This is a genomic window from Arthrobacter sp. V1I7 (assembly GCF_030817015.1).
In the GTDB taxonomy this organism is placed as follows: domain Bacteria; phylum Actinomycetota; class Actinomycetes; order Actinomycetales; family Micrococcaceae; genus Arthrobacter.
The window spans coordinates 1-23789 of record NZ_JAUSYS010000001.1 but is presented as its reverse complement, the minus strand read 5'-3'; the positions used below and the strand labels follow the sequence as shown (position 1 = coordinate 23789).

The following is a 23789-nucleotide window of genomic DNA, read 5'->3' as shown; positions in this document are numbered from 1 at the left end:
TCTGGGAAGGTGACCACCACCCATCCCCAGGCTCCGACGCGCCGGACCACCGCGTGCTAGGGGTGCTTGCCGGCTTCTTCGTGGTCTGGTGCATCATCCTGGTGGGCATGTTCGTGGGCCGGCGCGGGATCCTCGGCGAGAACGCCCGCTCCGTGCTCAGTGCGCTGACCTTCTTCGTCGCCAGCCCCGCACTGTTGTTCGAAACGCTCAGTAAGGCAAAACTCCAGGACGTCTTCGCCGCGCCGCTGCTGGTGGCGGCGGTGGGTGCCGTCGCGACGGCGGGAATCTACTTCGGGATCGTGCGGTTCCTGCTCAAGCGGCCCCTGCCGGAGTCGCTGATTTCGTCGATGAGCGCGTCCCTGGCCAATTCCGCCAATCTGGGCATTCCCATCGCGGTGTACGTGCTCGGCAGTGCCAGCTACGTGGCGCCGCTGCTGATTTTCCAGCTGGCGTTCTTGACCCCGATCTTCCTTATCGCCCTGGACGCCACCACCAGCGCACACCGGACCACCGCGCTCGGATTCGTGCTGATGATCCTGCGCAATCCCATGATCGTGGGTTCCGGCCTGGGCCTGCTCGTGGCGGGGACCGGGTGGCAGGTGCCGGCGCTGGTGATGGAACCGATCCATCTGATCGGCGGGGCCGCCATTCCGGCCATGCTGCTTGCCTTCGGCATGAGCCTCAACGGCTCCCGGCCGCTGCAGGCCGCGGGAGGTCGGCGCCTCGACGCCCTCCTGGCCAGTGGTTTCAAACTCATCGTCCATCCCCTGCTGGCGTACTTGTTTGCCCGCTTCGCACTCGGCCTGGACAGCCAGGCGCTCTTCGCCGCCGTTGTCACATCCGCCCTGCCCACGGCACAGAACGTCTTTGTCGCCGCCAGCCGCTACCGGACCGGTATCACGGTCGCGAAGGACACCGTGCTGATCACGACTGTCGTGGCCGTGCCGGCCATGATCGGGGTGGCCCTGCTCCTGGCGTGACACCGGCCGGCCGGCACGGCCGCCAGCTCCATCCCGACCCCGCACCCTGCACCCTCTGGAGGACCATTGAGAACAACCCTGGACACCGTTGTCATCGGAGGCGGGGCCATGGGCTCCGCCGCCGCGTGGGCGCTGGCCCGGCGCGGCCGCGACGTGACCCTGCTGGAACAGTTCGGGCCCGGGCACCGCAACGGCGCATCCCACGGCGCCACGCGGAACCTCAATCCGGCGTACTCCGAACCCCGCTATGTAGCCATGCTGGCGGAGAGCGTGGCGCTCTGGAACGAGCTTGAAACCGACGGCGGGGAGCGGCTCCTCGCCCGCACCGGTGTTGTGAACCATGGCACCGATCCCCGGCTCGGCGACGTGCGGGCCGCCTTGCTTGCGGCCGGGCTACGGGCTGAATTCCTGGCCGCGGCGGAAGCGGTCGAGCGCTGGCGGGGCATCCGGTTCGACCGGCAGGTGCTGCACATGCCCGACGGCGGGCAGCTGAACCCCGACGTCGCCCTGCCGGTCCTGCAGCGGCTCGCCGCCGGAAACGGGGCCGTCATACGCCACCGGTCAAGGGTCGTGGAGCTGGAAATCCTCGACGACGGCGTCCGGCTAACGGTCGAAGTGGACGGCCGCACCGAAGCACTTGCCGCCCGGCGGGCCATCGTCACCGCCGGAGGGTGGACCTCGAAGCTGCTCGCCGGCGTACCGGGACTACCCCGGCTGACCGTGACCCAGGAACAGCCTGTGCACTTCGCCGTCGCGGACGACGGGGCCGTCTGGCCCGGATTCAACCATTCCCCCGGCCACGGCGAGGAATTCGCAGGTTGGTACTCGCCGGTCTACGGCATGCCGACCCCCGGCGAGGGGATCAAGGCGGGCTGGCACGGGGTCGGGCCGGTGGTGGACCCGGACCGGAGGTCCTTCGCGCCGGAGCTTCAGCAGCGGGCGGCCCTGCAGGACTACGCCCGCCGCTGGCTGCCGGGCGTCGACCCGGACTCCCTCACCGACATCAGCTGCACGTACACGACCACGGTGGATGAGAATTTCGTGCTGGACCGCATCGGCCCCCTCGTGATCGGCGCCGGCTTCTCCGGCCACGGGTTCAAGTTCACGCCCGTGGTGGGGCGCATCCTTGCCGACCTCGCGACCGGCGAGGGCCGCGCGCCGGCCATCTTCTCGGCATCCAGGCCGCGAGTGAGCTGATCGGCCCGCGCGTCGGAAGGCGATCGGCGTGGTCGCGCCGCCTGTTCCGGTCCCCGCGGGTAGGCTGGAACGCGGGTTGAGTCCGGCCCGCACACGCTTGAACTGGGGAGAAAATTGAACAGCGTTCCGTGCCGCCGGCCACAACCTGCGCGCCGTGGATTCGGCGCCGTCGACTGGATCGTTCGCGGTCTGGCCGGCGTGCTGCTTGTTTCCGCGACTGCGTGCGCCGGCCCGGGTGCCACGCCGTCCGCCGCCGGCGGGAGCTCCGCCGCCGGCGATTCCGCGGCTGCCGTGGGCACGCCGACGACGGCGGCCTCCGGTGACGCCCCGCTGGACCCGGACTCCACCGCGGGCGCCGACGTCGCCGGCACCAACGCCCCGCACCCTCAGCCGGCCTATGCGAGCAAGGCCCTTGACGTGCTCGCAACGCTGCCCGTCAAGGGCCGTGCCCCCAAGACGGGGTACTCGCGGGATCAGTTCGGCGAGGCCTGGGCCGACGTCGACCGGAACGGTTGTGACACCCGTAATGACATGCTTCGCCGTGATCTCTCCGCCCTCGCCATCAAACCCGATACGCGGGATTGCGTGGTGCTGTCCGGCCTTCTGAACGACCCCTACACGGCGGCCCTGATCAACTTCCTCCGCGGCAACAGCACCAGCACCGCCGTGCAGATCGACCACGTCGTGGCCCTCAGTGACGCCTGGCAGAAGGGCGCCCAGCAGCTCAGCCTGGCCCAGCGCGTGGCCTTCGCCAACGATCCCCTGAACCTCCTGGCGGTCGACGGCCCCGCCAACCAACAGAAAAGCGACGGGGACGCCGCCACCTGGCTGCCGCCCAACAGAGCTTTCCGCTGCGAATACGTGGCCCGCCAGATCTCGGTGAAGTCCAGCTACTCCCTGTGGGTAACCCAGCCTGAGCACGATGCGATGGCCCGGGTCCTTGGCGACTGCCCCGGCGCGCTGGCCCCTACAGATCAGCAGGCCCCACCTCCCCCGGCCGACGACACGCCGCCGGCCGCCGCGCCGCTGGAACGGGCACCGGCCGCTGTCCCGCCGCCGGTGCCTGTCGCGCCGGCACCCGCTGTTCCTCCCGCGCCCGCTGCTCCATCCGCCGTCTCCTTCGCGAATTGCGCCGCGGTCCGCGCCGCGGGCGCTGCCCCAGTCCGGGCGGGCCAGCCCGGCTACAGCAGCAAGCTGGACCGCGACGGCGACGGCGTCGCCTGCGAGTAGCGGCCTCTTCCGGAGGTCCCCCGGCCTAGCCCTTCGGCAGCCCGTCCAACAACTGCGCACAGCGGATGAAGCCCAGGTGTGAGTAAGCCTGGGGATGGTTGCCCAGGTGCGTTTCGGTGCCCGGATCGTATTCCTCCGGCAGCAGTCCGGTCGGCCCGAACAGGTTCACGAGCTGGTCGAAGAGATCCCATGCCTCGTCAATCCGCCCCACCGCCACATAGGCTTCTATCAGCCAGGTGGTGCAGATGTGGAACCCGCCTTCCAGTCCCGGAAGGCCGTCGTCGTACCGGTACCGAAAAACCGTGGGACCGACCCTCAGCTCCCGTTCCACGGCGGTGACCGTGTCCAGGAAGCGCTGGTCGTTGACATCGAGCAGCCCGGAGAGCCCGATGTGCAGCACGGCCGCATCCAGATCGGGGCTGTCGTAGGCCACCGTGTAGGACTCCGCGGTCTCGTCCCAGCCCTCGCGCAGGACTTCCTCCCGGATGGCGGCCGCCTCCGGCTCCCAGACCGGGAGCGGCGTCCGGCCGTGCCGGGCAGCCGCACGCAGCGCCCGGTCCAGCGTCACCCAGCACATGACCTTGGTATAGACGTGGTGCCGTGGCGCGCGGCGTGCCTCCCAGATCCCGTGGTCCGCCTCACGCCAGCGGGCCAGCACGGCCGAGGCCATCTGGACCATGAGCTCCCAGTACGCGTCCGGCAGGGCACCGTTCCGCTTGCCCAGGGCGTCGATCAGCTCCGCGATCGGACCGAACACATCCAGCTGCACCTGATGGTCCGCGGCGTTCCCGATCCGGACCGGACGGGAGCCCGCGTACCCTGGCAGGCTCTCAATGATGGCCTCGGTGGAAAGCGGCGCACCGGTTACCGAGTACAGCGGATGCAGCCATTCCGGCCCTGGCGCGTGAGCCAGGATCCGCCCCAGCCAGTCGAGGAATCCTTCCGCCTCCGACGTCGAGCCGAGGTCCACAAGCGCGTTGACCGTCATGGACCCGTCCCGCAGCCAGCAGTACCGGTAGTCCCAGTTCCGGGTGCCCCCGATCCCCTCCGGCAGCGAGGTGGTGGGCGCGGCCAGCACGGCGCCGGTGGCGTCGTGGACCAGGGCGCGGAGCACCAGCGCGGAGCGCCGCACCAGCGAGGGCTTCACGCCGGGCAGCTGCAGCTCCCGCACCCAGCGCCGCGAGTGATCTGCGACGGCGGCGCGGCGCGATTGTTCGTCCGGCGGCGCCGCGCGCTGGGGTTCGGTGTCTCCGCAGCGCAGGTTGAGCACGACGGGGCCGTCCCGGAGTTCGACGTCGGCCGTGGCCGTCGCATGGCGCCCGTCGGACGTGATGCTGAAACCGACGCCCGGCGCCAGCAGGATGATCGGATCGGAGGTGCCCACCACGTGCAGTTCCGCGCCGCGGGCCTCCATGCTGAAGGGGGCGTTCGCGTAATCCGGCCGGGGCGCGAAGACAATCCGCGCCGCGCCGGTCCCGGAGACCACCCGCACCAGGCTCGTAATGCCCTCTGGGGCATGCTCCAGGTAGTCCGTGACCATGACGTCGGCCCAGCGGGTTTCCACGATCATGGTGCTGTCCACATAGCGCTGCCCGAGGACCTGCGAGGCCTTCACCGGTTCCACCGAGAAATGCCCGGCCGCGTCCCCGCCGAGGAGATGGGCGAAGAGCGACCCCGAATCGGGCAGCGGGTGACTCATCCAGCAGATCTTGGCGTCCGGGGTGATGAGGGCCGTCGACGAGCCGTTGCCGATCATCGAATGCCGTTCCAGGCCGACGGCGTCCTCCCCGAACAGCCAGGCCCGCCGCAGTTCAAACAGGATGGCCAGGATCCGGGCGAACGACTCCGGGTCCCGCAGCCGGTGCGCCGCCGCCGTCGGGCCCTCGCCCACGCGCAGGCCCATGTCCGGACCGCGGAGGGTGGCGATGGCAAGTTCGTCGCTGGCGGCGTCGCCCGCATAGAGCGCGGCGCTGACACCGAGCATGGAGCGCAGGTGCTCCAGGGCGGAGGCCTTGGACGGTTCCACCACGGACAGATCCAGGACTGAGCCGTCCACAATGAAGGACAGCCCGTGCGCCCGGGCGATCACTTCTGCCTGTCTGGTGGCCAGTGCGACGACGTCCGGTTCGGCCGGGCGGGTGTGCACGGACACGGCGACCGGCTTCCGCTCGATGGTGATGCCGCGGTAGGCGCCCACGGTTTCGGCAAGCGCCTGGCTGGTCTGCTGCAGCACCGATTCGGTGGCAAGGGACACCCCGTGGGCGTAGCCCATGTCGAACTCAGCCCCGTGCGAACCGACAAGGTGCACCTCCGCAGGGAGTCGTGAGACGGCGGCAAGATCCCGCAGGGAACGCCCCGAGATGACGGCGGCGTGGGTGTTCGGGAGGGCGGCCAGCGCCCGCAGCGCAATCGCCGCGCTGCCCAGCGGAAGCGTCTCGGTGGAAATGCCTTCCGCCGTGCACAGTGTCCCGCCGTAGTTGCAGGCCACGAGGAGCCCCGGTGTGCGGGCCAGGAGCTTGAGCTCCGCAAGCAGTTGCGGTGTCAGCCCGTCGTCGGAGGCATTGGTCTGCACGAAGGCGCGAAGCAGGCCCAACGGCAAGGATTTCGTCAGAAGGGCAGAGTCAGCGAGGGACTGATTGAGCGGGGTGGGCATGCGCGGAGTCCTTCGGATAGTCCCCAATGCCAACATGAAGATCGTCCTTCAATAGGACATGCCTCCAGTGTCCGCCCGCGCCATTTCCACGTGATGTCCCGTCGGTTGCAGCAATGTAACGTCTGCGGCGTGGGCTAGCAGCTCGGGGCGGAGTACTCGTAGGCGCCCGAATCAGCCGCGCTGGTTCCGGCACAGTCACCGTTTTGCGGTGATTGCCCGGAGAGGTCCAGGCCGGCGGCGCTTGGGCCGGCACGGTCGATTGCGGGGCTGTCCGCCGATAAGTGCAGGTCAGCGGGCGCGTCCACGAACTGCGCCGCAGCGGTGCTCGAGCTGGCGCTCGGGGAGATGTTGGTGGGGCCGTTGAGGACGTTCTGTCTCTCGGTCCAGCCGGAGCCGTCCATCCACAGGGAGTTACTCACTCCCACCAGGATGTTCGCCCTGATCACCGTGGAGGAGGGGCAGGATGCGTGGCAGACCACGGCCTTGGATTCAGCGCCGTCCAGCCAGACGGTGTTGTGTTCAAAGACGGTGTCGTTGGTCGGACCAAAGGAAGACGTCGGGCCGCGGACGATCAGGCCGGTTGCCTCGGAACACTCGACGCCGCAGCTGGCACGAATGAGGTTGTAGCTGAAGGTGTTGCCGTCAGCCGTTCCGTTGGACCGGCCGATCTCGGAAAACACATTGTTATCCACGGACACGTTGTGGTGGATCTTGTTGCGGCCGCCGTTAAAGATTTCAAAGGCTGCACCGTCGTGACTGAAATCGTGGGAGGTCGCGGTGGAGCCGGTGATCGTGTTGCCGGAAAATTCGTTGTCGTTGCCGTTGATGAGCACCCCGAATGCCCCGGAATCGTCATTGCAGTAGACGGCGCCGGGGGTTCCGCAGCTTACGCCAGGAGTGTTGACGTTCATGATGTTGTTGCCGGTCAGGGTGTTGTTCGTATATTTGCCGAAATCGGAGCCCTTGCCTACCTGGATGCCCGCCGCGTTGTTGACCGCCTCGGCATTCTTGACGACGCCGTGGTCACCGTAGATGCTGAAACCCGAGTAGCCACAGCCCTCGGCGCGCACCCCGTCCACCGTGACAAAGTCGCCATTAATCCGGACGCAGCTTCCTGTCTGCCCCACCACGATTGTTGGCGGACTTCCGCTTCCATAACTGTTCAAGGTGATGGCCGCTGGAGCCGTTCCGCTTTCGTCGACAACAATTCCGCCGTTCCAGGTGTCACCCCGGCGCAGGCTGACGGAATCCCCCGGTTTCAAAACTGTGTCGTTGATCTTCGAGAGCGACTTCCAGGGGGCATCAACCGAGGTCCCGACATTGTTGTCGTCACCGGCGTCACTGACGTAATACGTCGTTCCGGGACCCGACGCCGGAGACGGGCCGCCGGACGCCGTTGACTGTCGGGCGGCCGATTCCGAGTCGGAGTCCGAGGCCGGGGACGAGGCGCCTTGGATCAGGCCAGCCATGACCAGCAGGGTCATCACAGTTGCTGCAGCGGTGGCCTTGATCTTCAAGTTTGCCCCTGGGTTTTTCTAAACTATCCCGGAATGCAGGGTGTAACGACGTGCGGGGTGTAGCGGCGGCGGCAGATAACCACCAGGCACCCGGCGGAGCCGACAGCCTAGAGGGCTTAACGGTAGGGTGACGCCCTTCTGAAGTCAACGACTTTTCCGCCGGCACCGGCGTTCCGGTGCAGGGCGTTTCGGGCCCTCCGTTTTCGCCGCGGAGGCGGCGATTAGGCCCTCACAAGGCCTGCGGTCTCGGCCAGCAGCTCAACGGAGCGCAGCCGGCCTTCGGTTTCCGTGCTCTGGTGGGCAACCATCAGTTCGTCGGCGCCGGAATGGGCGGTGAACTCGTCGAGGTACTCGAGCACGGCGTCGGGCGTTCCGACGGCTGAATACGTCATCATCTGCGACACGTGCTGGCCCTGCGGCGAATCCAGGATCATGTCCGCCTCAGCGTCGCTGAACACGCGGCCGTTGCCGAAGAACAGCGAGACGCGGGCCCGCAGGGTATCGCGGAGCATTGCCTGTGCCTCCGCGGCCGATTCCGCCGCGACGACGTTAACGCCGGCAATCACATACGGGGCCTCGAGCTGCGCTGAGGGTTTGAACTCACGGCGGTAGATGGCGACCGCGTCCTGCAGGGCCTTGGGGGCGAAGTGGGAGGCGAAGGCGTACGGCAGGCCCAGCTGGGCGGCCAGCCTGGCGCCGAAGAGCGAGGATCCCAGGATGTAGAGCGGCACCTTGGTGCCCTTACCGGGAGTTGCCTCGACACCCGGGATGCGGGTGGGGCCGTTGAGGTAGCCCTGGAGTTCCAGCACGTCCTGCGGGAAGCTGTCGGAGGACATCGGATCCCGGCGCAGGGCCCGGAGGGTGTTCTGGTCGCTGCCCGGCGCCCGCCCAAGCCCCAGGTCAATCCGCCCCGGGTGCAGGGTCTCCAGGGTGCCGAACTGCTCGGCGATGGTCAGCGGGGAGTGGTTGGGCAGCATGATGCCTCCGGCGCCGAGGCGGATGGTCTCGGTGTGGGCCGCGATGTGGGCAATCAGCACGCTGGTGGCGGACGAAGCGATGGACGACATGTTGTGATGCTCGGCGTACCACACCCGCCGGTAGCCCAGCTTCTCGGCGAGCTGCGCCATGGCCACGCTGCCCGCGAGGCTCTCCGCCGCCGTCTGGCCCTTGCCGATGGTTGCCAGGTCAAGGATGGAAAGCGGAACAGTCACGGAAAAGCCGGCCCTTCGTAGCGGAGTGTTGTCAGGCGCCGCCGGTTTCCGGCACACGCACAATTGCAACAACGACGCCGGGACCCGGGTTATTTCTGGACCGGTTATTTCCGCGCCGGCCCGATGGCCCTCGGTCGACGCCGCCGGCGCCTCAGCTGCTCAGCGGCACGGAAAGTTGTAGTCAAGGCCGCCGGAGACGAATTGCGTCATTGCCACGCGGCTGCCGGTCCTGCTCCAAGCAGGACCAGGCCAAGGGTGACGGCAAGGGACGCAAGCTTCTTGAACAGCGAGGTGGGCATGCCCAAGGGTGCTGCAGGGAGCCGCGCGGCTGCCCGGAACCCGCCGCACCCGGCACCCCCCGATGGAATACCCAGCAGGCTTACGGAGTTGCCGCCGTTATGAGCCAGAACACCCTGCCGCCTTTCACTAGTTGCCGGCCCTTCGCCGGCAGAACAGGAGCCAATCATGGCTGACATTCTGATGGTCGTATCCGCCGCCGATTCCCTCACCATGCGGGACGGCAGCAAACACCCCACGGGCTACTGGGCCGAGGAACTCGTGGTTTCACACCAGACCCTCCTCGACGCCGGGCACACCATCCAACTGGCCACCCCGGCGGCGCGAAGCCTACGGTAGACGAGGCAAGCCTCGCAGCGGGGTCTGCCGGAGGGCAGCACCGCGCCGACAGCTTCCGGAAGTACCTCGCGGACATCGACACCGAGCTGTCCGCGCCCCTGGCGCTGGCCGACGCCGACCCTGCCAGCTACGGCGCCATCGTCCTGCCCGGCGGCCACGGCCCCATGGCCGACCTTTACCGGGACGCCGACCTGGGCAGGCTGCTGGTCGAGGCAAACACGGCCGGCAAAATCATTGCGCCGTTCTGTCACGGTCCGGCTGGGCTGCTCAGCGCCGTTGACGACGCCGGAAGGTTCGCGTTTGCGGGCCGCCGCCTCACCGTCTTCACCAACGAGGAGGAACTCAACGGCGGCACCGGCGCCAACACGCCGTGGTTCGTCGAGGATGCGCTGAAGGCGAAGGGCGCGACCGTGGACAACACTGAGGCCTGGACGTCCCACGTGGTCCGCGACGGCAACCTCATCAGCGGGCAGAACCCGCAGTCCAGCGAGGACGTTGCGAAGGCAGTCCTCACGGCCCTCGCCGAATAACGCCCCTCACGGCCCTCGCCGGGCGGAAGGGCATCCGGCGAATAGCGCGGCCACACCGGGACCTGGGCAGCCGGATCCGGCTAGGCTGACGGCATGGCCATCAAATCCACTGCAGATAAAATCGCCACCATCCAAAAGGGCTATGCCCTCGAGGGCCCCTCGATCGAGCTGGGGGCGGCGATCATCGACGGCGAGCTCCATAAGGTCGCTCCCGTCCGGCTGCCGCTGTCGATGATGAACCGGCACGGCCTGGTGGCCGGCGCGACAGGTACGGGCAAGACCGTCACCCTGCACATGATGGCCGAGCAGCTCTCCACCGCCGGTGTGCCCGTGTTCCTCGCCGACATCAAGGGCGACCTCTCCGGGCTGGCCACCGCCGCCACCGGCACCGAAAAGCTCGTGGCCCGCACTGAGAGCATCGGCCAGCCCTGGTCCGGCAGGACGTTCCCAGTGGAGTTCCTGGCCCTCGGCGGCGACGGCAACGGGATCCCGGTCCGCGCCACCGTCACGTCCTTCGGCCCCCTCCTGCTCTCTCGCGTCATGGAGCTCAACGGCACGCAGGAATCCAGCCTCCAGCTTGTCTTCCACTTCGCGGACAAGAACAACCTCGAACTGATCGACCTGAAGGACCTGCGCGCCGTCATCCAGTTCCTCACTTCGGACGAGGGCAAGGAAGAACTCAAGGAACTCGGCGGGCCATCCAAGTCCACCGCCGGAGTCATCCTCCGTGAACTCATCACGCTCGAGGCGCAGGGCATGGAAAAGTTCTTCGGCGAACCCGAGTTCGACACCGCTGAGCTGCTGCGCACGGCCCCGGACGGCCGCGGCGTCGTCAGCTGCCTGGAGCTGCCCACGCTGCAGACGAAGCCGATGCTCTTTTCCACCTTCCTGATGTGGCTGCTGGCGGATCTCTTCGAGGAACTCCCCGAGGCCGGCGATCTGGACAAACCCAAGCTCGTGTTCTTCCTGGATGAGGCCCACCTGCTGTTTGACGACGCCTCGAAGGCGTTCCTGGACGCCATCACCACCGCCGTGCGGCTGATCCGTTCCAAGGGCGTGGGGATCTTCTTCGTCACCCAGACGCCGAAGGACGTTCCGGCCGAGGTGCTGGGGCAGCTGGCCAACCGCGTGCAGCACGCCCTGCGGGCCTACACACCCGAGGACGCCAAGGCGCTCAAGGCGACCGTCTCCACCTTCCCGATGAGTGACTACGACCTTGAAGAGACGCTCACCTCGGCGGGCATCGGCGAGGCCGTCATCACGGTCATGAACGAGAAGGGCGCCCCGACTCCGGTGGCTTTGACCCGCCTCCGGGCGCCGGAATCAGTGATGGGCCCCGAGCAGCGATGCCCTGATTTCGGGCACCGTGGCCAGCTCGGCCCTGCTCCGCAAATACGGTACGGCGGTGGACAACGTCTCCGCCTACGAGAAGATCACCGGCAACGCGGGTGCGGGCGGCCGGGTTGCGGGCGCTGCCGGAGCGTCGAGGGAGAAGCTGGCTGACGCGCCGGCCGGCGCCGGCAGCCGGGCTACGGCAGGCACTCCGGGCGAGCCCGACATCGACGCCGAGGCCCGGCGGATCGAGGAAGAGATCCTGGGCAGACCCAGCAGCCGGCCCGCACCGGCGCCGGGACGCGCGCCGGCTCCCGAACGCCAGGCCCGGCGGGAGGCGCCGCAGGAGACGTCGCAGGGGACATCGCAGGGGGCGGACGGCATGACCGGAGAGCTCGCCGGGGCGCTGGGCGGGGGACTCAAGAGCATGGCCCGCTCGCTCGGGACGCAACTGGGCCGCGAGCTGCTCCGCGGGGTCTTCGGGACGGCAACCAAGCGCCGGCGCCGGTAGCCGCGGCTCCGCCAGGTCCCGGAGGCCCGTGCCGCTTCGGCCCGTTTGCTGGGTGCGCGCCCCGGAATGGCGCATGTCACACAGGACGCAGACGACCAGAGCATTCCGGTGACGTGCAGGTAACGTAAGGTACGTGCAAATGAGTCAGGCGTTAGTCAGGATCGCAGCCGGATGGCTGCTGGGCCTGATGCTCGCCGTGGCCGGAGCCATCGTGGCGGTGACCGTGGTCAACGACACCATCGCGAGCCCGCAACAGCCCGTCCGCGAGTATCTTGACGCCTTGCAGAAGGGCGAAGGCGAAAAGGCGCTGGGCCTTCTGCGTGCCTCGGTTCCGCAGAGCAACGCGGCCATGCTCGACGGGTCAGCGCTGCAGACCGCCGCAGCACGGATCAGCGACGTTAAGTTCCGCGAAGCGGAGGACCGCGGCGGGAACCAGGTCATGGTGCCGATCGACTACACCATTGACGGGGCCCAGTTGCGCACGGAATTCCTGCTCGAAAGGTCGGGAACGGAGTGGCTGTTCTTCCACCAGTGGTCCATGGTGCCGTCGGCTCTCCCGGTCCTCGACGTCACGGTCGTGAACTCGAACGAGGCCACGCTCAACGGCGTGCCGGTGAACATGCCCGGCGGCCGCAACTCTTTCGCGGTCTTCTATCCCGGGGAGTACGAGGCCACGCTCAACGGCCAGTACTTCTCGGCCCCGCCCACCCGCGTCACGCTCTCCGGCCGGGATGTTCCGGCCGCTCCACTGAACCTGCTGACCCAGGCCACCGACGCCCTGAAGGACGCCGTGAGCGCCAAGGTCAAGGATTTCCTGGACGGCTGCGCTGACGAGGCGGACAAGCAGCAGCAGCTGCAGCCGGACTGCCCGTTCTACCACGCAACCAACAACCGCATCGTGGACGGAACCATCGACTGGAGCATCACCGATTACCCGGTCGTCAGCATTGAGCCCTTCGGCGGGCGGTGGGTCGTCGCGCCGCTGGACGGGAAGGCCCGGATCACGGCCCGTCAGGTGGACCTGTTCACCGGGGCCCCCGGCGAGATCAGCGTGGTCCACGACTTCAGCTTCACCACCCGCCTGGATTTCGACGCCGACACCGTGAAGCTGACGCCGCTCCTGAGCTCCTGAGCCGGCGGCTCCCTTCGGGACGGCATCGAGCGGTGAGCAGCGGGATTCCGCGGGACCGGACTCCGGCGAAAGCCAAAAGGCTGCTGCCCGTGACGCCTGGGTCACGGCCAGCAGCCCCGGCAACCGGCAAGGTGGGGCTGTTAGTCCATCCCGCGGAGGTCCAGCACCAGCTCGGAGTCGCCGTCGTCCTGCAGCAGCACCGGGATGCCCCAATCCTGCTGGTACAGGTGGCAGGCGGCATGGTCGGGGATCTCGCCGTCGGCGTCTTCCGGGCCGTCACAGGCCGCGGCGCGGGCGGTAATGTGTAGCACGCCCTCGGGAACGTCGGAGGCAAGTTCCAGCGTGCGAAGCAGGCCCACGGAGGTCCCGCCGCCGGACAGCAGCAGCTCCGGCGGGGTCGAGGAGATCTTCAGCTGCGTGGGATCGCCCCAGCGGTCGTCCAGCTTCTGGCCGGTGGGTGCGGTGAACCGGACCGTCAGCTGCAGCAGCCCGGGAGCAACCGGGCTCTTGGGCCGGTGGGTCTGGACGGCACCCTCATCCACCTGCTGGGCTTCCTTCGGGATCGGCACGTACACCAGCTGGTGCTTGTTGGCTTCGACCACCACGAGCAGCGGCTCGGCCCCCGCGACGTGCGTGTGGTCCACGATGACGTCGGAGGGCTCGGAGAGCCCGCGTGCCAGCGTGGACACCGTCCCGGACGCGGGGTCGTAGCGGCGGACCGCCCCGTTGTAGGTGTCAGCGATCGCCACCGATCCATCCGGCAGCACGGTGACCCCGAGGGGGTGCTGCAGCCGGGCCTCTGAGGCGTCGCCGTCGCGGAAGCCGAAGTCGAACAGACCCTTGCCGACGGCGGATTCAACCGTGATGCTCCCGTCCTCGCCGATGACGAGTTTCCGCAGGGCCGAGGTTTCGGAATCCGCCACCCAGATGTTCCCGTCGGCGTCTTCGGCGAGGCCGGAGGACTGGGCGAACCAGGCTTCCGCCGCCGGGCCGTCCAGCAGGCCTTCGAGCCCGTTGCCGGCGATGATGGACACGGCCCCGGAGAGCGGGTCGAAGCTGAAGATCTGGTGCACGCCGGCCATCGCGACGACGACGGCGTTCAGCTTGGCAGACCACACAACGTCCCACGGCGAGCTCAGCGAGACCTGCAGCGGGTCCGCCTCGAGCCGGGCACCGTAGGCGGCGCCTTCCTCGTTCACGCGGGCCGGGCCCGTCTCGAGCAAGCGCTGCACGCCGTTGCCGGCGAGGGTGCTGACGCTACCGTCGGCAAGCGACAGGCCCCGGAGCCGGTGGTTGACCGTGTCGGCAACCACGACGTCGTAGCCGGCCTTCGCGGCGACGTCTTCCGGGAGCAGGACCAGGCCCTGCGGCTCGTTGAAGCGGGAGTCCTCGGCGCCGCCGTCGGCGTGGCCCTTTGCACCCGAACCGTAGGTGCCCAGCACCGTCTCGAAATCGGTGGAGAGCTCCACCAGGCGGTGGTGTCCGGTGTCCGTGACGAGCCAGGACCCGGCGTCGGAGTCGGAATCCGGTGCGGAGCCTTCGGCGCGGGCGCCGCGTCCGGCGGGGAGGTACAGGGCCTTGCCGGGGAAGCGCAGCGTCCCCGACGTCGGAACAGGAGCAACGTAGGGGCCGTCGCCGCGGTGCAGCGTGCCCTTGGCGTCATGTTCGGCGATCAGTTCGGGAATGAGCACGGAGAGGCCGTCCGCGTGGCCTTCACCGGAGAGGTGCGCCACGATGTAGCCCTCCGGGTCGATGACCACCAGGGTGGGCCAGGCGCGCGCGGTGTAGGCCTTCCAGGTGTCCAGCTCCGGGTCGTCCAGTACCGGGTGGCGGATTTCGTAGCGTTCCACGGCCGCGGCCAGTGCCACCGGGTCAGCCTCGTGCTCGAACTTGGGCGAGTGCACGCCGACCGTCACCAGGACATCGGAGTACTGCTGCTCGAGTGGGCGGAGTTCGTCCAGGACGTGCAGGCAATTGATGCAGCAAAACGTCCAGAAATCCAGCAGCACGATTTTGCCGCGGAGGGATTCCAGGTCCAGGGATTTGCCGCCGGTGTTCAGCCAGTTACGGCCCACCAGCTCGGAAGCCCGGACCCGGAGGTGGGTGCGTACGGTTTCGCTCATCAGCGTCCTTCCAGCTTTGAGTTGCGTTCGGCCAGCTTGGCATCGCGTTCGGCCAGCTTGGCAAACATATCGTTGTAAGCAGTGAGATCGGCATCGTTATTCCTGTCGGCTGCCCGGTCGGTGCGCTTGGACTCGCGGGCGTCGGAACGGGACCACTGGACCGCGACGCCGATCGCGACGAGCAAAGTGGGCACCTCGCCGATGCCCCAGGCCACGGCCCCGCCCATTTGCTGATCCAGCAGTGCCGAGGGACCCCAGGTGCGGCCGAGATTGCCGAAGTAGTTCGCGGCCAGCAGGCCGGTGCCGCCCATAATGGCGACACCGAAGAAGGCGTGGAAGCCCATCGTGGCCAGCAGGAGCAGCAGCCGCATGGGATAAGGTGCGCGCCGCGGCAGAGGATCGATGCCGATCATGGTCAGCACGAAGATGTACCCGGTCAGGGCGAAGTGCAGGTTCATGAGCTCGTGGCCCACATGGTCCCGCATGGCGTAACCGAACGCGTCCGAGTAGTAGAACAGGACGATCGAGCCGGCGAAGTTGGCGGCGGCGAACAGCGGGTGCGTCACGAGCTGGGAGAACTTCGAGTGCACGAAGATCAGCAGCCATTCGCGCGGCCCGCGGGAGCCGTCCCGCCGCGGCGCCAGGGCACGGAGGGCCAGCGTGACGGGTGCGCCGAGGACCAGGAAGATCGGCGCCACCATGGTCAGTGCCATGTGATCCACCATGTGGGCCGAGAACAGGATCCGGCCATAGACCGACGGCGGGCCGGACGTAACGTACGTCAGTACCACCAGTCCGATTACCCAGTTCACGGACCGGAACACAGACCAGGAGTCGCCGCGCCGTGTCACCTTCCATACTCCGAGGAAGTAGGACACCAGGCCGAAGACCGCGACGGTGACCCACAGCCAGTCAAGCCGCCATTCGGTCAGCCAGCGTTCGGGCGTGAGCTCGGGCGGAAGGTCGTAGCCCGAGAGGATGAAGGCAGGCGAAGCGTCCGGGGCAAAGGTGGTTGGCTCCGGCGGCGCGGAACGGCCGAGCGCGACGGCGATTCCCGACGTCGTTCCCATGATGATCAGCTCCACCACGACGAGCTGCCACAGCACGCGCCGGGCGGACATGCCACCGCCCTGACTGCCCAGCTGCGGGATGACCCAGCCTCGGTGCATCAGTCCGACGCCGCCGAGTACGAGGGTCGCGGCGGTTTTCGCCACGAGGAGCTGTCCGTAGGGGGAGCCGAAGAGGTCGGCCCAGCTGGTCACGCGGATGCTGGCATTGACGACGCCCGAGGCGAAAACCAGAACGAAGGCGAACCCGGCCAGGGCCGAGAAGCGGCGGAGCGTCGGCTCGGTGATGTCCACCCTGGCGCCGGCCTTGCCCGCAGTCCCGGCAGCCGCGCCTCCGAGTACGCCGGAAAGAAGCACCAGCACGATGATGCCGCCCACCCATGCCGAGACACCCACCAAATGCAGGCCGAGGGAGTTTATGGCGCCTTCATGGTCATCCGAGCTGGAGGAGTGGCCGATCAATGCTGCCGGGACCAGGCCCACCAAGGCGAGCACCAGGGTGGCCGCCAGGCCACCCATGGAGCGGACGCCGAACAGCGCGGTGGTAACGACCGCGGCGATGATGACTACGGCCAGCCAGGCCCGTCCGGTTTCGATGTCCGTCATGAAGTAGACCAGGGACCGGGTGAATTCCGGGTCACCGGAGAGCCTCTGGCCAGCCACGTCCGCGTAGGCCAGAACCAGCACGGCGATTGCGGACAGGGTCCAGATGGCACCTGCCCCGGCGGCGACCGTCAGGGCGCGGGTAAAGGCGGGATGTTCGGGGCCGTCCGGGTCTTTGGCCCGGGAGCCACCGAGGCTGCGTGGCAGGATCCCGACGGCGAAAATGAGGCCACCGATCACAGTGGCGAGGGAGATGTTGTGGAGGGCCTTGCTGACCGGCAGGCCCCAGCGGACCAAAGCGCCGGGGTCTGAGACCTGGCGGGCCGCGGCGGCACCGGAGAACAGCAGGGCGGCTGCCAGGCCCGCAAAAAGCGCCACAAGGCCTATGAGCTGCCAGGTCCGGGAGACGCCGCCCGGAACGGCAGCCGAGCCGCGCGCTCCCCCGGAAGGGTTTGGCGGAGCGGCTGTGGCACGGGGATTTGCTGCGGAAGGCACACCTCCATTGTCCGCTACGCCCGGCCGGTGGCCGAATCGGGAGCCGGAACGTGCCGCGGGAGGGGGCCGGGGGGCCGTTGCGTCCACGCCGGCAGCTCGGATTAACGCGAAAGGAGCGGCAACCCGGGGGTTGCCGCTCCTTTGAGTCGCTTGAAGAAGACTACTTCTTCTTGGCGACTGCAGCCTTCAGCTTGGAGCCGGCGGACAGCTTGACGCTGTGGCCAGCGGCAATCTGGATGGTCTCGCCGGTCTGGGGGTTGCGGCCGGTGCGAGCTGCACGGTCGGTGCGCTCAACGGAGAGCCAGCCCGGGATGGTGATCTTTTCGCCCTCGGCGACAGAGGTCTCGAAAACCTCGAACAGCGCATCGAGCACGGAGTTGACGGCGGCCTGGCTGGTGCCGGCCTTGCCTGCTACCTCTGCAACAAGTTCACTACGGTTCTTAGCCATTTATGTCCTCCTGGACGCTCATGATTTCGGGAGCCTGCACACGGTGTGCGCGCAAGCCACTGTTCGAAAACTTACCAGTCTTGCCACCGCCGAGGTGACAAATTCCGCGTGTTTTCGGCGTTTTCCGGGGAAAATCATCGGAATCCGTCGCTTTCGGGGGCATATTTCGCCGAGAGCGGACGGGCCCGCCGGATCCCGCAGGTTCCCGCAACGAATGCATGTCCCCATGGGGAATCGCGGCGGCGGCAGACCTCCGCACTGGACTCGCCGGCGGGAGGGGCGGGCTTCTGGCGGTGGCTTCGTGGGGGTTAAATGCGGGAGAGCCTCCAACCTGGTGGTTGGAGGCTCTCGACCGTTTCTAATGAGTGTCCGGCGGTGACCTACTCTCCCACACCCTCCCGGGTGCAGTACCATCGGCGCTGTGGGTCTTAGCTTCCGGGTTCGGGATGGGACCGGGCGTTTCCCCCACGCTATGACCGCCGTAACCCTTGCTCCCGCCCCGCCTGGCTGTGCCCGGGGGTGGGAAAACTTTGGTGTTACAACATGTGCTCTGCCCTGTTGGGGGCAGTTGTGGTGTTGTTATTCAGTTGTGGTTTCGTTCCCGTGGCAACAAAGCCCGGGGACCGGGTTTGTTGGTTGGGAACCACATAGTGGACGCAAGCAGTCTTGTTTCTTTGTACCCTCTTCATGGTGTGAACGTCTTTTGAATCCGTTCACGGAGAGGGTGTGTGGTGTAAGTTATCGGCCTATTAGTACCGGTCAGCTTCACGAGTCGTTAGTCCTCGCTTCCACATCCGGCCTATCAACCCAGTGGTCTGGCTGGGGGCCTCTCACACACAAGGTGTATGGAAATCTCATCTCGAAGCGAGCTTCCCGCTTAGATGCTTTCAGCGGTTATCCCATCCGAACGTAGCTAATCAGCGGTGCACTTGGCAGTACAACTGACACACCAGAGGTTCGTCCGTCCCGGTCCTCTCGTACTAAGGACAGCCCTTCTCAAATTTCCTGCGCGCGCAGCGGATAGGGACCGAACTGTCTCACGACGTTCTAAACCCAGCTCGCGTACCGCTTTAATGGGCGAACAGCCCAACCCTTGGGACCTACTCCAGCCCCAGGATGCGACGAGCCGACATCGAGGTGCCAAACCATGCCGTCGATATGGACTCTTGGGCAAGATCAGCCTGTTATCCCCGAGGTACCTTTTATCCGTTGAGCGACGGCCATTCCACAATGTACCGCCGGATCACTAGTCCCGACTTTCGTCCCTGCTCGAGATGTCTCTCTCACAGTCAAGCTCCCTTGTGCACTTACACTCGACACCTGATTGCCAACCAGGCTGAGGGAACCTTTGGGCGCCTCCGTTACTTTTTAGGAGGCAACCGCCCCAGTTAAACTACCCATCAGGCACTGTCCCTGACCCGGATTACGGGCCGAAGTTAGATGTCCAAAGTGACCAGAGTGGTATTTCAACGATGACTCCACCCGAACTGGCGTCCGGGCTTCAACGTCTCCCACCTATCCTACACAAGCCACTCCGAACACCAATACCAAACTATAGTAAAGGTCTCGGGGTCTTTCCGTCCTGCTGCGCGTAACGAGCATCTTTACTCGTACTGCAATTTCGCCGAGTTTATGGTTGAGACAGCGGGGAAGTCGTTACTCCATTCGTGCAGGTCGGAACTTACCCGACAAGGAATTTCGCTACCTTAGGATGGTTATAGTTACCACCGCCGTTTACTGGGGCTTGAATTCTCAGCTTCGCCTTGCGGCTAACCGGTCCTCTTAACCTTCCAGCACCGGGCAGGAGTCAGTCCGTATACATCGTCTTGCGACTTCGCACGGACCTGTGTTTTTAGTAAACAGTCGCTTCCCCCTGGTCTCTGCGGCCCCTGCACGCTCCGGACAGCAAGTGTCCATCACGATGGGGGCCCCCCTTCTCCCGAAGTTACGGGGGCATTTTGCCGAGTTCCTTAACCATAATTCTCTCGATCGCCTTAGTATTCTCTACCTGATCACCTGTGTCGGTTTGGGGTACGGGCGGCTAAAACCTCGCGTCGATGCTTTTCTCGGCAGCATAGGATCACCGAATCCCCCCATACGGGGGTCCCATCGGGTCTCAGGCATCATGAACGGCGGATTTGCCTACCGTTCGCCCTACATCCTTAGACCGGGACAACCATCGCCCGGCTCGGCTACCTTCCTGCGTCACACCTGTTAATACGCTTGCCTCCCGGGATCAGGTCCCGCGCTCCACCAAAACCCTTCCACCACAAGGGCGGTCGGGCAGGTTTCGGGCGGTTAGTATCCCCCGTTCAGCATGGGCGGTTTTTCGCCGGTACGGGAATATCAACCCGTTGTCCATCGACTACGCCTGTCGGCCTCGCCTTAGGTCCCGACTTACCCAGGGCAGATTAGCTTGACCCTGGAACCCTTGATCATTCGGCGGACGGGTTTCTCACCCGTCTTTCGCTACTCATGCCTGCATTCTCACTCGTGTAGGCTCCACCGCTGGTTTACACCGCGACTTCACTGCCCACACGACGCTCCCCTACCACTCCAGACGCCTGAACCAACCCCACAACGGGGGCGGCTTGGCTATCATCTGAAATCCACAACTTCGGCGGTGTACTTGAGCCCCGCTACATTGTCGGCGCGGAATCACTTGACCAGTGAGCTATTACGCACTCTTTTAAGGATGGCTGCTTCTAAGCCAACCTCCTGGTTGTCTTCGCAACTCCACATCCTTTCCCACTTAGCACACGCTTAGGGGCCTTAGTTGGTGGTCTGGGCTGTTTCCCTCTCGACTATGAAGCTTATCCCCCACAGTCTCACTGCTGCGCTCTCACTTACCGGCATTCGGAGTTTGGCTGACGTCAGTAACCTTGTAGGGCCCATTAGCCATCCAGTAGCTCTACCTCCGGTAAGAAACACGCAACGCTGCACCTAAATGCATTTCGGGGAGAACCAGCTATCACGAAGTTTGATTGGCCTTTCACCCCTACCCACAGCTCATCCCCTCCATTTTCAACTGAAGTGGGTTCGGTCCTCCACGACGTCTTACCGTCGCTTCAACCTGGCCATGGGTAGATCACTTCGCTTCGGGTCTAGATCACGCCACTGCAACGCCCTATTCAGACTCGCTTTCGCTACGGCTTCCCCACACGGGTTAACCTCGCGACGTAACACTAACTCGCAGGCTCATTCTTCAAAAGGCACGCCGTCACCCCAACACAGCAAGCTGCGGAGGCTCCGACGGATTGTAAGCACACGGTTTCAGGTACTGTTTCACTCCCCTCCCGGGGTACTTTTCACCTTTCCCTCACGGTACTGGTCCGCTATCGGTCATTAGGGAGTATTTAGGCTTATCAGGTGGTCCTGACAGATTCACACGGGATTTCTCGGGCCCCGTGCTACTTGGGATACTTCACCAGGCGGTACACAACATTTCGGTTACGGGGCTCACACCCTCTCTGGCCGGCCTTTCAAGACCGTTCACCTATGCCTGTACTACTCACCTTCTCAGTCCGGCAGAACTGAAGCGGGAAGTCCCACAACCCCGACCATGCAACGCCCGCCGGCTATCACACATGGAACGGTTTAGCCTGATCCGCGTTCGCTCGCCACTACTGACGGAATCACTATTGTTTTCTCTTCCTGCGGGTACTGAGATGTTTCACTTCCCCGCGTTCCCTCCACGCACCCTATGTGTTCAGATGCGGGTCACCAGGCAGCTCGCGCCCCTGGCGGGGTTTCCCCATTCGGACACCCTGGGATCACAGTCCGGTTATCGACTCCCCCAGGCTTATCGCAGATTCCTACGTCCTTCTTCGGCTCCTAATGCCAAGGCATCCACCGTGTGCTCTTAAAAACTTGACCACAAAAGATCAAAAAACTAATTCACGAGAGAACCATGAAAACCATCACCCCGTCCCCGAAGGCACGGAACAACAGATCCAGGTTCATATTCTTGGAAATTGCTTCTTATAAAAGATGCTCGCGTCCACTATGTAGTTCTCAAACAACAACCCCGTACCACACCCCCACACACCAGCCCTCCCAAACGGAAGAGCCCCACGTGCATGCCCGGTGCAGCCAGGAAACCAGAAACACAAGTCCCACACCACCACCACATCCCCGCAAGGGAACCCGGCCGTGCCATGGTCCTGTTGTCTCAGGACCCAACAGTGTGCCAAACACTAAACCGTCTCCCTCTCCTCCCGGGACCGTTCCAGGACCTGCTCCGAAGAGCCGGTCCGTACTGGGTCAGGAAGAGACGATGACGGCCGCTATTCGTTGATATTCCACCCGTGAGCACCCGCCGCAGAACTTGCGTCTGCGCAACGGGCGTACTCCTGACAAACCCTCCACACTCACATACATGAGGCAAGGTGATTGTAGGTGCTCCTTAGAAAGGAGGTGATCCAGCCGCACCTTCCGGTACGGCTACCTTGTTACGACTTAGTCCCAATCGCCAGTCCCACCTTCGACAGCTCCCTCCCACAAGGGGTTAGGCCACCGGCTTCGGGTGTTACCAACTTTCGTGACTTGACGGGCGGTGTGTACAAGGCCCGGGAACGTATTCACCGCAGCGTTGCTGATCTGCGATTACTAGCGACTCCGACTTCATGGGGTCGAGTTGCAGACCCCAATCCGAACTGAGACCGGCTTTTTGGGATTAGCTCCACCTCACAGTATCGCAACCCTTTGTACCGGCCATTGTAGCATGCGTGAAGCCCAAGACATAAGGGGCATGATGATTTGACGTCGTCCCCACCTTCCTCCGAGTTGACCCCGGCAGTCTCCTATGAGTCCCCGCCATCACGCGCTGGCAACATAGAACGAGGGTTGCGCTCGTTGCGGGACTTAACCCAACATCTCACGACACGAGCTGACGACAACCATGCACCACCTGTAAACCGACCGCAAGCGGGGCACCTGTTTCCAGGCGTTTCCGGTTCATGTCAAGCCTTGGTAAGGTTCTTCGCGTTGCATCGAATTAATCCGCATGCTCCGCCGCTTGTGCGGGCCCCCGTCAATTCCTTTGAGTTTTAGCCTTGCGGCCGTACTCCCCAGGCGGGGCACTTAATGCGTTAGCTACGGTACGGAAAACGTGGAATGTCCCCCACACCTAGTGCCCAACGTTTACGGCATGGACTACCAGGGTATCTAATCCTGTTCGCTCCCCATGCTTTCGCTCCTCAGCGTCAGTTAATGCCCAGAGACCTGCCTTCGCCATCGGTGTTCCTCCTGATATCTGCGCATTTCACCGCTACACCAGGAATTCCAGTCTCCCCTACATCACTCTAGTCTGCCCGTACCCACCGCAGATCCGGAGTTGAGCCCCGGACTTTCACGGCAGACGCGACAAACCGCCTACGAGCTCTTTACGCCCAATAATTCCGGATAACGCTTGCGCCCTACGTATTACCGCGGCTGCTGGCACGTAGTTAGCCGGCGCTTCTTCTGCAGGTACCGTCACTTTCGCTTCTTCCCTACTGAAAGAGGTTTACAACCCGAAGGCCGTCATCCCTCACGCGGCGTCGCTGCATCAGGCTTGCGCCCATTGTGCAATATTCCCCACTGCTGCCTCCCGTAGGAGTCTGGGCCGTGTCTCAGTCCCAGTGTGGCCGGTCACCCTCTCAGGCCGGCTACCCGTCGTCGCCTTGGTGAGCCATTACCTCACCAACAAGCTGATAGGCCGCGAGTCCATCCAAAACCACAATAAAGCTTTCCACCCCCCACCATGCGATGAGGAGTCATATCCGGTATTAGACCCAGTTTCCCAGGCTTATCCCAGAGTTAAGGGCAGGTTACTCACGTGTTACTCACCCGTTCGCCACTAATCACCGGTGCAAGCACCGGGTCATCGTTCGACTTGCATGTGTTAAGCACGCCGCCAGCGTTCATCCTGAGCCAGGATCAAACTCTCCGTTGAAGTAAAACAAAAACAGACACAACCAACACCCCCGGGAAAACGGGAGAAACCGGCTGCACAAAATTTGAAACCAGCTGTAAAAACCAGACCACACCACGGGGTGGCGGGCCCGGCAAAACAACCAATCCATATAAATAAATTGGTATCAACAAACTTGGCACACTATTGAGTTCTCAAACAACAGACACA

General features: G+C 65.0%; 10 protein-coding genes, 3 rRNA genes and 2 pseudogenes. 6 read left to right on the top strand and 9 right to left on the bottom strand.

All coding sequences use genetic code 11. From position 1 onward, the window contains the following. Positions 1 to 53: 53 nt before the first annotated feature. From QFZ69_RS00075 to QFZ69_RS00065, 3 genes are all read left to right on the top strand, one after another. Complete coding sequence (locus QFZ69_RS00075) at positions 54 to 980, top strand: AEC family transporter (protein WP_306914683.1); 927 nt, start codon at positions 54 to 56, stop codon at positions 978 to 980. Between the two features lie 66 nt (positions 981 to 1046). Continuing rightward, the gene (locus QFZ69_RS00070; protein WP_306914681.1) at positions 1047 to 2177 is read left to right on the top strand and encodes an FAD-dependent oxidoreductase; all 1131 of its coding nucleotides are present in this window, start codon (positions 1047 to 1049) and stop codon (positions 2175 to 2177) included. A 114-nt stretch (positions 2178 to 2291) separates the two neighbouring features. Then, entirely contained in the window at positions 2292 to 3407 is a 1116-nt protein-coding gene (locus QFZ69_RS00065) for a DUF1524 domain-containing protein (protein WP_306914679.1), read from the top strand. Positions 3408 to 3432: 25 nt separating this feature from the next. Here QFZ69_RS00065 and QFZ69_RS00060 read toward each other — a convergent pair whose 3' ends face one another. The 3 genes from QFZ69_RS00060 to QFZ69_RS00050 all read right to left on the bottom strand — a co-directional run bounded on the left by QFZ69_RS00060 (position 3433) and on the right by QFZ69_RS00050 (position 8788). Continuing rightward, the gene (locus QFZ69_RS00060) at positions 3433 to 6060 is read right to left on the bottom strand and encodes a trehalase-like domain-containing protein (protein WP_306999830.1); all 2628 of its coding nucleotides are present in this window, start codon (positions 6058 to 6060) and stop codon (positions 3433 to 3435) included. A 134-nt stretch (positions 6061 to 6194) separates the two neighbouring features. Then, a complete protein-coding gene (locus tag QFZ69_RS00055) occupies positions 6195 to 7577 on the bottom strand; it encodes a hypothetical protein (RefSeq protein WP_306914677.1) in 1383 nt (460 codons plus the stop codon). A gap of 221 nt (positions 7578 to 7798) precedes the next feature. Beyond that, complete coding sequence (locus QFZ69_RS00050) at positions 7799 to 8788, bottom strand: LLM class flavin-dependent oxidoreductase (protein WP_306914675.1); 990 nt, start codon at positions 8786 to 8788, stop codon at positions 7799 to 7801. Positions 8789 to 9253: 465 nt separating this feature from the next. On the opposite strand from QFZ69_RS00050, the pseudogene QFZ69_RS00045 reads away from it, so the two are divergent. The 3 genes and pseudogenes from QFZ69_RS00045 (at position 9254) to QFZ69_RS00035 (ending at position 12929) form a co-directional block, all read left to right on the top strand. Continuing rightward, positions 9254 to 9954: pseudogene (locus QFZ69_RS00045) on the top strand (type 1 glutamine amidotransferase domain-containing protein). 93 nt (positions 9955 to 10047) lie between these two features. Beyond that, a pseudogene (locus tag QFZ69_RS00040) lies at positions 10048 to 11797 on the top strand (helicase HerA-like domain-containing protein). 139 nt (positions 11798 to 11936) lie between these two features. Then, the gene (locus QFZ69_RS00035) at positions 11937 to 12929 is read left to right on the top strand and encodes a hypothetical protein (protein WP_306914672.1); all 993 of its coding nucleotides are present in this window, start codon (positions 11937 to 11939) and stop codon (positions 12927 to 12929) included. Between the two features lie 140 nt (positions 12930 to 13069). Here the strand turns inward: QFZ69_RS00035 and QFZ69_RS00030 are convergent, their stop codons facing one another. From QFZ69_RS00030 to QFZ69_RS00005, 6 genes are all read right to left on the bottom strand, one after another. Beyond that, positions 13070 to 15052: an NHL domain-containing thioredoxin family protein gene (locus QFZ69_RS00030; RefSeq protein ID WP_306914670.1), complete on the bottom strand. Its 1983-nt coding sequence runs from the start codon at positions 15050 to 15052 to the stop codon at positions 13070 to 13072. Then, the gene (locus tag QFZ69_RS00025) at positions 15052 to 17217 is read right to left on the bottom strand and encodes a cytochrome c oxidase assembly protein (RefSeq protein WP_306914668.1); all 2166 of its coding nucleotides are present in this window, start codon (positions 17215 to 17217) and stop codon (positions 15052 to 15054) included. The genes QFZ69_RS00030 and QFZ69_RS00025 overlap by 1 nt, the downstream gene beginning before the upstream one ends. Positions 17218 to 17377: 160 nt before the next feature. Beyond that, the gene (locus QFZ69_RS00020) at positions 17378 to 17665 is read right to left on the bottom strand and encodes an HU family DNA-binding protein (protein WP_306914667.1); all 288 of its coding nucleotides are present in this window, start codon (positions 17663 to 17665) and stop codon (positions 17378 to 17380) included. Between the two features lie 367 nt (positions 17666 to 18032). After that, positions 18033 to 18149: ribosomal RNA gene (rrf, locus tag QFZ69_RS00015) — 5S ribosomal RNA — on the bottom strand. Between the two features lie 244 nt (positions 18150 to 18393). Further along, a 23S ribosomal RNA gene (locus QFZ69_RS00010) occupies positions 18394 to 21541 on the bottom strand. A gap of 533 nt (positions 21542 to 22074) precedes the next feature. Then, positions 22075 to 23600: ribosomal RNA gene (locus tag QFZ69_RS00005) — 16S ribosomal RNA — on the bottom strand. The 16S, 23S and 5S rRNA genes sit together here, the layout of an rRNA operon. Between the last annotated feature and the right edge of the window lie 189 nt (positions 23601 to 23789).